The organism is Methylocystis parvus (assembly GCF_049675845.1).
In the GTDB taxonomy this organism is placed as follows: Bacteria; Pseudomonadota; Alphaproteobacteria; order Rhizobiales; family Beijerinckiaceae; genus Methylocystis; species Methylocystis parvus_A.
Window position 1 is genome coordinate 1,600,009 of the sequence record NZ_CP187161.1, and the last position, 12,339, is coordinate 1,612,347.

Consider the following 12,339-nt stretch of genomic DNA (forward strand, 5'->3'; position numbering starts at 1 on the left):
CGCGCCGCTCAATCGACGCGGAGGACGCCCCACAAGCCACCGAGATTCCCGAAGGCGGCCTGATCCTTGTAAAGGTAATCTCCCTTCACGCCATTCGCGCCGCCTGCATGCGGGACAAGAATGTCGAAATGTCCGGCGGGCAACACGGAGTCCTGGCCGCCGAAATACATGGACAGGGGATTCTTCCCGAGCGCGCGCGAGCCGACCTCGAAAGGCGGCAGAGTCGGAAAGAAGCCTGTTTGCCGGCAAACATCCGGCAGTCCCAGATAGCTCGACTTCGGGCAATTATACGGCGCCCGCTGCCAGACATGGCCGTGCAGATTGAACACCGTGCCGCGCGCCGAACCGGTCGGCTCGATGACATGCATGCGGATTTCCTGACCGGCATGCGCCGTCAACACCGGCACGGCGGGCGCGCCGCTGACGCAGGGCGGCGACGTGTTCGGATATCCGCAATCCGGCCGCGGCGCATCGGGGTTTTCCTCGTTGTCGCGCATCTTCCAGATGAGACTTTCGCTGTAGGCCTCGTGCGCGTTCGGGACATGGGCGAAGCTCGTCACGACGCCCGGCGCGGTCTGGCCGCCGGTGAAAGGAAGAACCGGCGGCAGGCCAAAGCGGAACCAGAGCGGCTCGGATCCGTAATTGATCGCCATGGCGCCGCCATCTTCCGTGTCCTCGCTGATGACGCCCTCCGCCGCGACGCCTTCGACAGGCAGGCCGTCGCCATAAACTTGAGTCAGCCCCTTCTGAATGACGGCGACGAGATCGCGGAATGTGCGGCCGTCTTTGGTCGTGACCGTCGTCGAGAGGCGCGTGTCGCGTTTCTGGACGCCTCCCTGATGATCGTCGACCTGATCCAGAACGCAGCCGGAAGACGCGTTCTCGCTGTCGTCACAGGCGCTGTCGTTCCAACTCGCATCCTTCGGGAGGATCACCAGAGCGCCCACGAGACCCTTCTGGCCCTGCTTGATCGCATCGGCCGGCATCAGCGACACGCCGCCGAACTCGATCGGCGTATGTTTCACCTTATAGGCGCGCGCCTCGCCTTCCTTGAGCGGCGCGTGCGGTTCGAGGCTGACTTCGCCGGCATACCATTGGTAATGGATCTTCCTCTTCTTCCTTGGATCGACCACCGTCATTTCATCGTCGTTGACGCCGACGGCGACGCCGTTGTCCTGGGTCATGTCGAAGGCGACGAGTCCCGGATGCAGACCGACGACGTTCGACGTGCGCACATTGTTGGCGTTGAAGACGGATCCGTTGGGTTCGTCCGGATGGCTTGGGATGACGGGCGCGAGCGTGCGGTATGTCATCATGTCCGGCGCGCCGTCCTTGTCGACCCAATTATAGAGATCGACTTCGATGCAATCCCCCGCCGCCGCCCGCAAGACGAGCGGCTCCACAGGCGCCGACTGTTTGATCCGGAGATTCGCGGCCGCGCAGCTTTCGCCAATCTTTTCGGGATCGAGCCTGCCGTTCTTCGAGCAGACCGCCGGCGCGTTCGGTCGCAATTCGAGATCCCTCAACCGGACATACAGGATCGCCGTCGGATCGTGCAGCACGCCGTCGAGATGCGGCAGAGTCTTTCTCTCGGGAGCGCCATCGGTCGGATCGGCCGGGATGACGACGCTCTGGATTGCGGTCTTGCGCGGATTATAGACGAGCGTCCCCTTCAGCTTCATCGAACCCGGTTCGGTCTTCGGCAACTTGTAAGACGTCCAGGCGCCCGCCGGCAGAGTTGCGCCGACGGCGTTGTCCAAGACGTCATTCGCGAGGACGGCGGCGACAGCGTAACGCCGGAGGGGGTCGCCCGCCGGGCACACTTTGCCGCCCTCGTCGAATTGCGCCGCCGAGTGAGACGCATACGGATTGTTCGGCAGGGGCGCGAGGCTTCTGTGCCACTTTCCATAAGCCCGGATCAGGCCCCACATGCCGTTCCAGTAGCCCTCCGTGCTTGCGTCGACCGAATAAAGATAGTCCGCTCTCTTGCGCGCACGCGTTTCCTCCTCATCGAGCGTGTCGTCGAGCCGGACAATTTCTTCGACAGAGCGACCCTGCGCCAGCATCGCCGTCTCCAGACTGTCCTTTTCTTCCTTCGCCTTGTCGAATCCGCGAGCCATCGCCTCCTTCGAGGCGGTGGAGGGGATGATCGCGGCGCCGAAGGTGAATTGTTCCGAGATGCCGGCCTGCTGGCTGTTGCGCCAGCCGGAATTCGCGTCGTAACCGTATCCCGAGCCGCCTTGCAGCCATTTCAGACCATGCAGGGTGACGTTGTGCGTTTCCTCATCGCCGCCGGCCTGCACCTTCAAACGAATTCGGTCGCCATAATAAGCGCGGATGAGCGGCGTAAACGGATCGGCTTTCTTTGCGATCGACTTCGCCGCGCCCACCCCGCTGTCATGTTGGGGTTTGCACGGCTCCGCAAGCTTTGGCTCTCCCGGCTTGGGCTGCAGCACGTTCGGAAAACAGGTTTCGCCGATGCGATCGCCGCCGCGCGGCTGGTCGTCGAGCACGCGCCGCCGCCCGTTGGCGTCCTCCTTGCCGAATGTGGCGCTTTTTACCCTGTAGCCGCGCTCGGCGGGATCGTTGTGATCATCGACATGGCGGTGCTTTGTGAATGTCTGCAGCGCAAAGGCGAGGTCGCCCGCCGCGCCATTGGCCTGCGCGCCTGTCGAGGTGTCCTGAATGCGAAGGCCGACCGGTTCGTTGCGATAATTCACGACCATCGTCCCCGGATCGTCAGCCGTGATGGCCTCCGGGCACGGGCGCGGAATCTCGGAACCTCCGCCCGCGTCCGGCGGACAATGCTCGGCATAGGTCGCGAGCGTATTGCCCTGATCGAGGGAGGCGTTTTCATAGTTCTTCACCGGGGGATTGATGGCGTATTTGTAGCTCTCTTCATCCGGCGCGTAGGGATCCTCGATCTTCTGTCCGAGGATTTTCTCCGCAGGCGCCAGCTTCGGCGTTGCAACGGCGAAGGCGAGGCTGGTTTCGGCGCGACCATTCTTCTCGGTGGTTACTTCGATTTCGTGTCGCCCCTCGATCGCGCCGTTCTGATCGGCGCCAATATATTTCCCCGGCAAATAGGCGTGCTGGAAATCGCTATATTCGAGGTAGAACTCGCGATAGCTGTCGTCCTCTCCGTCCCCGTCTATGTCCGGAGTCGCCGCTCCCTTTCCGACGACGTAGCCCGGCGCCTTGCCGGTTTTGATCATGGCTTGCCAGCTCGTCGGGCCGCCATCCTTGCGCCTGGCGGCGTCGTAGAGCAGTTCGTCGGTTTCGTTATGCGTCCAGAGCGAGCCTGCCGGTTCGACGAGCACGGTCGCATAGAGCCCAACCTGCTGATGGGTCGACGGGCCGAAATGATCATGCGTGAAAATGATGCCGAGCCCGCGATGCAGGCCTTCGGCGTTGACGACCGGGTCAAAGAACCAACGTTGCAACGTCGTCCGCGCGCCGGCCCAATATTGGGTGCGAGGCGCGTCGGCAGGGTATTGTTCCTGGAAGAAGGGGTGGATAGCCGGCTCCAACTCGCGTTTGAACAGCGTCTGCGCGACGACCGGCGACGCTTTGTCCTTCAGCTTGGAGGTCAGATAGATCGGCTTGTCTTCGACATCCTTTATAATCGGCTGGTTGTTGTGCTTCTTGAGATAGAAATTGAACGCGTTGATCGCGTCGATGCGCTCGCGCACCGTGCCCGGCGACAGCGTGCCGTCCTCGTAATTCCAGCCATTTCCCGACCCGTCTGTCGTGGTCAGGTCCCATTTCGGCAGATGGATATGCTGTCCGATGATGTCCGTGGTCGTTTCGACTTCGAAGTCGTCGAGCTTGTAAACCTCCGGCACCAGATTGGTATGCAGGAACAAGGTGCAGTCGAAGGTATTGCTCCGCATCACGAGCGGCTCGGGCGCCTTCTCCTTGGATATCACGGGGATCACATCGTTCCAAAGCGCGACGATGCGCTCCTGCGGGAAATGCCAGCCCGCCTTGTTCAGCACGGCGTCGAACTGAATGTCCGCGCCCTTGTAGACGCGGGGCGCATCGGAGGTGAAGGGCGAACTGCCGGTCGTCGTCAATCCGCCATGTCCATCGAAGAATTGACCGAGAACGCCTTTGTTCATCGTTACGCCCCGGTCGTCGACACAGGGGTTGTGAAACGGCGCGCCGGCCACGGGACCGCCCGACCCATTCGTCACGAACGGCTTCTGCGTGGGCGCGCCATTGAGATGGGCCGCCCAGCTCGGATGCTGCCGTTTGGCGTGGAACGCCATTGCAACGCGCTCCAGGTCGGTGCCGTCTTCAGGAAACCAGAACGGCTTCGCGATCTTTACGCGCTTTGTGAGATTGAGCCGGGTCTCGTTCGAGACGAAATAATGGCTCTGGCGAGGATCCCGGTGGTCCGGAGCCGCGTTTTTGTTTTCGTCCATATCCTGTTGTGTTGGCTGGGCCGTCTCTGCAATCGCCGCGCCGTCGAGCGTGTGGCGCGGCAACCCGCCGTCCCATCCGCCCCCGCGCCAGATCGCATCCGGCTGGTCGGCGCTGGCTTCCGACGGATCCTTGATCGGCATCATGTCGAGAGGCGGCGTCGGCGGTCTTTGGCCGACCGAATGCTCGACTCCCGCGATCCAGAATGGAAAACCTGGATTTTTGAGGCCTTCTGGATTGAGGGGCGTTCCGAGCGGCGTCGTCGCTGTTGTTTCCTTCAAGGACGGATCCTTGTCGGCGCGATCGACCTTCGCGACGCTGCCGGCGGCCACGAGATGCGCGGGCTCTTTCGAATTTTCGCCAGGGTCGAAATAATGCTGCGGGACCTTCTGATCCTTGGCGACCACGGTCACGCGGCCCGGCATGGGCGCCATGGCTTTGCCGGGCAACGGCACGACGGCCGGGATTGGCGTGCCCGCCGCGATTTCCCCATCCGGCAGCGCGCGCGCATGCGTCTTGCCCTCGGCGTCGAGCTTCAGCGGCAAGCCGTCCTGCAGGCCGAATATCTTGGCATGAAAACCGTCCGGACCGCCGCTCGCCTGTAGCGGCGTGCCGGCTTCCAGCACATCGTGGACTCGCCACAGCTCCCACATTCCCTGGGCGAAGTGAGGATAGAGATGGCAGTGGAAGATGGCGTCGCCAGCGCTCTTGTTGCGATTGCCAGAGCCCCCGAAATTGATTTCGTAAGTGTAGCCCGATCCCGGGCCGATCGCCTGGGCGTCGAGATAATTGGCGTTGTCGTCGTTTGGATTATACAGCCATTGATGATTGTGCAGATGAAAGATGTGATGCTCCTTCCCGGTGTGCAGGTTCCGGAACTTCACATGGTCGTTGATATAGCTGTGATGCACGTTTGATGGATCGTCCGGGTAATAGGCTTTGGTCGCCTTCGGCCCCTGCGCGCCGCAATTGTGCGGAACGGTCGGGTCTCCATTCTCCTTCGCCTCCGGCCAACAATTCTCCATGCCGAAATTCGCAGGGATGTCGACGACCATTGCGGGGTCGCCGACCGCGTGCGACGTCAAAAAAAACTCCTCGGCGGCGCAATCGAGGCAATCATGCATCGGGCCGACATGAAGACGGTTCGCGATGATTTCCGAACCAATGCCGCCCGAGCCGTAATTGACGAGAAAGACGTCGCCGACCGCCTTCAATGTATGCGCGAGCGGATTGCGGCGGTTCATGCCCTCCGGGTCGATGATCGGCGCATACCATTTCTCGAAGGCGTTCTGCTTCGACATTTCGTCGTGGAAGACGACCGTGAATTCGCGGAAGGGTTCGAGACGGTCCGGCAGGCTGGGATTGTTGCGGCCCACCTTCTCGAGCGGATAGGGACATTTGTCCCATTTGTTCGCCGGTTGGGCCGGCGGCAGGGTTTCTCCCTGCTGCAGGGGTTTGGGGCAACGGCTCGTCCAGCTCCCATCGTCGTCGGGCCCAGCAATGATCGCGTTGAGATCGCCATGAACGAGTTCGACGGCGTCTTGCCCCTGCGTACGCTTCACCATATCGAGGATCGGCTGACCGGATTTCCCTTCCGATTTCCAGGGGTCCTTTTCCGGGTAGACAGCTTCGTAATCCACGATCGGCTGCCCGGCCGGCGTATGACGCATCTGACCGGCGCCGCCGACATGGTTTGCGTCCGTCGAAGCGGCGAGCCGGATCTCTTCATCGGTCACCTGACTGCGATAGAAACGCGCCTCAGGGGGTTCGACATTCACGGCCGCAAACAGGCCATTGGCGCTGTTGCCGGACGTGGCGTCGCCGCCAAAAGTTGCGCCATGGCTCGTGACGAGGAAGGTTCCTTCATGTTCGGCGAAAAGATGGTACGTGGCCGTCTGGCCCGGCGCGAGGAGGGAATTGGGATTGGCGCCCACCATCGAGGAGTCGTCGCGGATGTTGTCTCGCAGTTGCATGCCTTGCACATGAAAGCCGACCATCCGGTCGGCGACCTGATCGTCGACGACTTGCCACTTGCCGTCCTGCTTGATCAGTCCGAAGGGCTTTACCGGCTGCGGCGCGCCCGTCTTGTCGGGCGCCGTTGGCGTGTCCGCGCGCGGCGGCGCAAAGGGCGCCGAATGATGCGGGTTGGCTGTGCTGGTAAGCAGATTGGTGAGCGTCACGTCCAGGCAGTCGCCCGCCGCGACGCGAAGCGTCAATGGGCGCGGTCGCTTGTCGGGGCGCAGGAACACATGGCCCGGCCGGGCGGCGCCTCCCATCGTGAGCGGACGAGGCTGGGGGCTGTCGTCGACGACGTCGCGTTTGAGCGCGAACACCATTCCGTTGATGTTCTGTGCGCCAAGCCGATTGAACATCAGCGGCTGGTCTATCGCGACAACGTCCGCCCTGACAGTGCGTTCGCATTTGATCTCTGCGCGGGCGCCGCTGCAACCGATCAGCGCCAGAGCCATTGCGATCCACTGGCCGGAAAAATTTGATTTCATGCGCAACATCGATTCGATCGCCATGACGCGCTCCCAAAAATTAAACAAAAACGCGCATACCAGGAAACAGCCTAAGCTAACGCGGAGACGCGCCGTTCGTTCCCTTCACGCAACGATTCCCATTCTCATACGCTCGCATCGCTCATTCTGGCGCCATGAACTCGCTCACTTGCAGGAATCGTTTTCGCGCCAGATCGACTTCGACGACATGAGCGCCGCGAACGCCGACGCGTTGGCGCGGCCCGAAGTCGATACGATGGATGACGCCAGCGTTAAAATCCTGGATGCTTTCGATCGCTGCGCTGAAGCGCGGTCGGCTCAGCCGCCTGCCGGCGTTTTTCAGTCCTAGCGCGAAAACTTGCGCCGCCGCATAAGCAAGCCCTTGCGAGGCGACGGAATGAGGCTTCAGCCCATATTTTTCTCGCAACGCCGCAAAACCGGCATCCTGCAAGACGTCATCGGGTGAGATCGCCGCCGCGAAAAAAAGCTTGCCGGCGAAGCCACGGCTCGCCTCGAAGAGAGCCGGGGCGATCGAAGCGCCCGAGAAAAGCAGCCTTGGATGAAAGTTCAAGGCCTGGGCAGCGTCTATGAAACGCGCAAACGCCAGACGATCGCCGAGAAAATATACCGTATCGCACGCCCCGTCCTTCAGCGCCGCCACGCTGGTCTCCGCGTCAAACGCCTCCGCGGAATAGAAGCGCTCGATGGGCGCGGGCAATCCTCGCTTCAGGCTTTGCTCGGTCACGGCCCGGCGCGCTTCATCAGCGGCGCCGTCGACAGGAAAGAGAATGGCGGCCCGTGACGCGCCCTCCCTGGATCTCGCGACAAAGTCGACAAGGATGCGCATTTGCGCCGAGGGGCTCGGCAGGAGGTAGAAGCCGCTGCGCCGGAGCGTTTCCGACGAAGCCTCGGCCCCGACGAGCGGCGCGTGAGCGCGCTCGGCGGCTTCAAAGATGTCCGCTGCGCCCGACAGCGCCAGCACGGCGAAAATTGAGCGGTCCTGCAACAATGCGTCGAGACGCGCCGCTGCGTCCTGCGGTCGATCATTATTCTCGAGATACGACGCGTCGATCCGTCTGTTATATACGCCGCCCCTTGCGTTGATTTCAGAGAACGCGGCCACGAGAGCGTCTTTGACCGCTCCCTGCGTTGGAACAATCGCCGCGACATGGATGGCGTCCGACGTAACGCCGGGCGCCTGGTCTATCTCTATCGCCTTCAAATAGGCGACAAGGGCGTCTAGTTGGCCCTGCGATAGCTTATAGCGCGGCATGACCGGATCGAGGCGATTGCCGGCAGGATCCAAACCGCGCAACACGGCCTGCGCGACGTCGTCTTCGGAAAATGGCGGACGCGCGCGTCCATTGAGATAAGCCTTGCCCAACGGGTTCGACAATTCGCTCCAACTGATGTCGGGCGGATTGATCTTCCCCTCAGGGCGCCCCGCGCCGTCTTCTCCATGACAGGAGGCGCAAGGCGCGAGGCGCGCAGGCGCAGACTCCGCGCCGAGAATAACCTCCGGCGCGGGGCCCTCCTGTTGCGCGCCATGCATGTAGAGTTCCTTGCCGCGCGCCTCCAACTCGCTGAGCGGCGCGGCGGCGACCGGCGAGGTCAGCAACCCGACGCATGATGCGATGCGCATGAGTTGCGACGCCCGTCCGATGATCATTTCGTCGTCCCGCGCGCGGCGAACATGCGCGTCACTTCCGCCTCTATCTGCGCCGGCGTCGCCTGAACATTGATCTGAGTCCAGTGGCCGTTTTTTGTGTCGCCAATCAATGTCGCCGGCGGATGCGCGGTGAAATTGTCGTCGCTCACGCCCAGACCTCGCAGTACGCTGCGCACATCCATGGCCTTCCCCGTCAGCCATAGCCAATTCGATCCAGGCTCGAATTGATCGGCGAATTCCCGCAACCGCTGCGGCGTATCGGTCTGCGGATCAAGCGTCAGCGTGATCAGCCGCACATCGTCTTCCATATGCGCGCCCAGGCGATCCTGCGCGAGTTTGAACGTCGCCGATGCGAGCGGGCAGAGCGTTTGGCAGGATGTAAAGACGAAATTGACGACGACAATTCGGTCCCCGACCGCATCCCTCGGAAAAGCGACGTCTCGACCATTCTTGTCGACGAGGGTCGCGTCGATCAATCTTATGTCGGAGATCGTCGCGTCTGTCTGGTCGAGCGTTTCGCCGTGCGAAGCATCCACAAAAGCGATCGCCGACATCGTCAGGAACGCAGGCATCGCGAAGAGGCGAGTTTGGCTTGCGCAAATGTTTTCGAATGCGCGGAAGATCGCGCGAGCAATAGACCACATCCAGCAAACTCGCGTTTAATCCAAAAAAGGCGCGAATGGACGAACGCAAGAACGCTAGCGCGATTGTCGCCGCTTGCCAACTGCCTTCTTGCGCTTCTTAAAAAGCGCAACGCGGTTGAATGCGCGGTCAAGTTGAAAGCGCGGTGATGAATGGAACCAAACTCCCGATTGAGCATTTACGCAATTGCGCAATTTGCTCGGACGAAGCGCATAGCTTTTCGTCGGCGTTTGATTTGTTTTCGATTTTCTCTGTAAGCGCATTGCTGGGAGTTTTTGGGATGCATTCGACCGACTTTTGGAATCGACACCGGGCGATCATGGGAAGGCGGATTGCGCAATTGCGGCGGCGGTCGGCAATTGTCGGCGTTGCGGCCGTCGCGCTCACAAGCGGCGTTCGCGACGCCGATGCGCGCAAGGGCGGCGCGCAACCGCCGCCGCCGCCGACCATCAGCGGCTTCCTGCCAAAAGCGGGTCCCGTCTTGCCGGCCTTTCCGCCGCTATTCGGACCCACGGGATTCTCCATCCTCGGCTTCATCGAAAAGGCGACGGTCGCCGGGGGTTGCCCACAGCCGCCCGGCTCGACGGCCGGCGGCTCCGTGACGGTCAATGGCGTCGCGATCACGGTTCCTTCGAATATGATCGTGCAGTTCCCCGCCGCGACTTTGAAATGGGCGGATGCGGTCTGCCCGAGCGACGCGGGGCTGTCGCCGATTGGACTGGACGGCTCGGGCGGCTCCGGCGGCGCCGCGACGCTCTATCCGTCGACGGAGTTGCGCGTCGAAGGCAATATTGTCGGCGCCGCAGGGGTGCCAGCGGGCGTCCGCGCTCCGCATGTCGCCGCGCTGATATACGCCTCACAGCAATCGTTGAACGCCGGCAGCGGCTACATTTCGTTTATCGACTACGCTGACGGCTCGATATATGTCAGCACGACAGGCGGCGAGGCGCGGCTCGTGATCAATGATCCGAAGGGCCGTTTCGGACGCAAGCAGACGTCGCTCGACGCGCGCTTCGCCGTCGATGATGAAAATCCGACGATTAGAGCGGAGACAGGCTATCCGATGTGTGTGCCACGCGCCGCGCCGCCATCGGCCGGCGGCGCCGAGACGGACCCGCTCTGCCCGCAGAAAAATCGACCCATGGCGTCAGCGACGGCGCCTTGCCGAAACTTTCTGGCCGCAGGCGTTGCGCTGCCCGGTCTGCCCGCCGATCTCCCCCCGACTCCGAACGGCCGCTTCTGCACATCCTTTGTGATGAAAGCCGAAGGCGGCATGCCGGGGACGGCGACGCTCGCCCCGCAGCATAAGCGCGCCGCGTCCGATCCGGATCCGCGGCAGCAGGCCCCCTTCGAAGTCGGCGATTTCATCACATGGACCGGCACGCTCGTGCGCGACGCCAGCAAGCCGCCGCCAGCGACGCCCCGAGCCAAGCCGTCGACCAACCTCATCTGGGCCAACAGCGTCGTCGCCAATATCGGCATCTATACGCAACCCAAGACGCTTCCCGCCTACCTCGCCATCGGCGAGTTTCGCGTGGGCGTCGATCCGCGCCCGGACGGCGCGCCCGACGGCGTCGCGCCGATCGAGACGACAAACCGCTTCGGCTTCGAGGCGTTCACGACGGACGTGACGTCCATTGTCGACGCCTATTTCACTGACCTCAACCCGGGAGGCGCAGGAGCCGCGCAATCCTATCGCTGGATCACGGTCGAGGGCGTGACGAATACGCTCGCCGATCAGCTCGCCGGAGAGACTCCTTTTGGGACGAGCGCGCAGCCCTTCGGCGGCGGAATCCACACGCAGTTCACGGAGGCCGTGCCGGGACGCGCGCGCGTCAGCCAGAACAAGGTTCCCGCCATCGACCCCACGCTCGGCGCCTGTCCGCCCGAGGCAGGGAGTCGGGCCTGCGCGGTGACGCAATCGCCAACGCGTTACATTCGCGCCGTTCTGCGTTCGCTCTGCGCGCCGACGTCGGCCGGCGGCGCCGGAACGCCCGCCGGCAATCCCGGCAATCTGGACGGCGGCGCGTTCTTCGACATCAACGGGACACGCCCGCCCCTGTCAGGCGCCGCCGCCGGCGACGGAAGCTGCCTGCAGAGCGCCGGCTTCGCCAATGGTCTCTTCACCGGCCAATATTCCGCTCCGACCACGGAGTTCATCTTCGCCGAGCCCACGGTTCCGGGCACGTCCGTCCCAAACAATCTTTGGCAATTGGACTTTCTGGCGCATGGCGAAGAAGGCGTGAACGGCAATTCCACGGCCGCGCCGTCGCCAAGGCCGTGGTGACGGCAAGGCGCCAAGGAGAAGCCCGCATTGTGGCTTCTGCCCCGCTAGGGGGATAAAACGCCTTTGAAGATCAGGCGATCACGGCGAGGCGAACCGCGCCGCCATGCGTGAATGGACCGAGGGGATTACTGATCTACGCGACCTACGATGAGGCATTTCACAGAGCTAAGCGTTCTTACTTCCTTGTCCGCGGTCACTGCTTTTGAGACTGAGTTAATCGAACTTACATGCAGGATATAACCGCGATACGTAAAATCCGCGGTCGGGACCAATTTCGAGGCATCCGTTATTGATCGAAAGTAGACGAGGCCGTTCTCTTCGCCGACCGTGTCCGCTCCAGCGACCCCTACCTTCTCATCAGACTGATATATTCCGTCAGGGTCTTTCCCCTGGGACAGAAATCCAGTTTTCCGGTCTTCTTTGATGAAGCTGGCGCCCAGGGTTCCCATCGGGCCAGGGGCGAAAAGATAGCCGACGATGACGGCAGCGAAGATCAAGACAGGATATTTGTAACTTCCAGTCATCGACCCCTCCGAATCAGCAACGATTATCATTCAAAATATGAATAAAATGGCAATATTAATAATTAGTTTGCAAAGAACGCGCGATTACTGTCAAGACTAGGCTTTCAATCTCTAGCCAGGCCGGCGGACAGAACGAGATACGCGGCGTGCACGACCCGGAAACATTTGCGGAGTCGTTCTTCGCGACATGAAGACTATCAGCAAAGCTGCACAACATCACGAAAACGGGCCCGATTCTCATTACCCCGATTTTCGCGGCGCAGCCCTGAATTTGCGTTTCCAGGAGGCAGC

5 protein-coding genes are annotated in these 12,339 nt (G+C 61.9%); 1 reads left to right on the forward strand and 4 read right to left on the reverse strand.

The window, feature by feature from the left end:
• Positions 1–8 precede the first annotated feature (8 nt).
• From ACPFMJ_RS08210 to ACPFMJ_RS08220, 3 genes are all read right to left on the reverse strand, one after another.
• Positions 9–6,950 (reverse strand): hypothetical protein, encoded by a 6,942-nt coding sequence (locus tag ACPFMJ_RS08210; protein ID WP_424363326.1) that lies wholly within the window; start codon positions 6,948–6,950, stop codon positions 9–11.
• A gap of 118 nt (positions 6,951–7,068) precedes the next feature.
• A complete protein-coding gene (locus tag ACPFMJ_RS08215) occupies positions 7,069–8,595 on the reverse strand; it encodes an ABC transporter substrate-binding protein (protein WP_424363327.1) in 1,527 nt (508 codons plus the stop codon).
• Positions 8,592–9,131, reverse strand: coding sequence for an SCO family protein (locus ACPFMJ_RS08220; RefSeq protein ID WP_424363328.1), 540 nt, complete (start codon positions 9,129–9,131; stop codon positions 8,592–8,594). Before ACPFMJ_RS08220 ends, ACPFMJ_RS08215 begins: the two co-directional genes overlap by 4 nt.
• A 386-nt stretch (positions 9,132–9,517) precedes the next feature.
• Here ACPFMJ_RS08220 and ACPFMJ_RS08225 point away from each other — a divergent pair, with 386 nt between their 5' ends.
• Positions 9,518–11,524 carry a hypothetical protein gene (locus ACPFMJ_RS08225; RefSeq protein ID WP_424363329.1) on the forward strand — a complete coding sequence of 669 codons (2,007 nt, stop codon included), beginning with the start codon at positions 9,518–9,520 and terminating at the stop codon, positions 11,522–11,524.
• 125 nt (positions 11,525–11,649) lie between these two features.
• Here ACPFMJ_RS08225 and ACPFMJ_RS08230 read toward each other — a convergent pair whose 3' ends face one another.
• Positions 11,650–12,048, reverse strand: a complete 399-nt coding sequence (locus tag ACPFMJ_RS08230; protein ID WP_424363330.1) for a hypothetical protein — start codon at positions 12,046–12,048, stop codon at positions 11,650–11,652.
• Positions 12,049–12,339 lie beyond the last annotated feature (291 nt).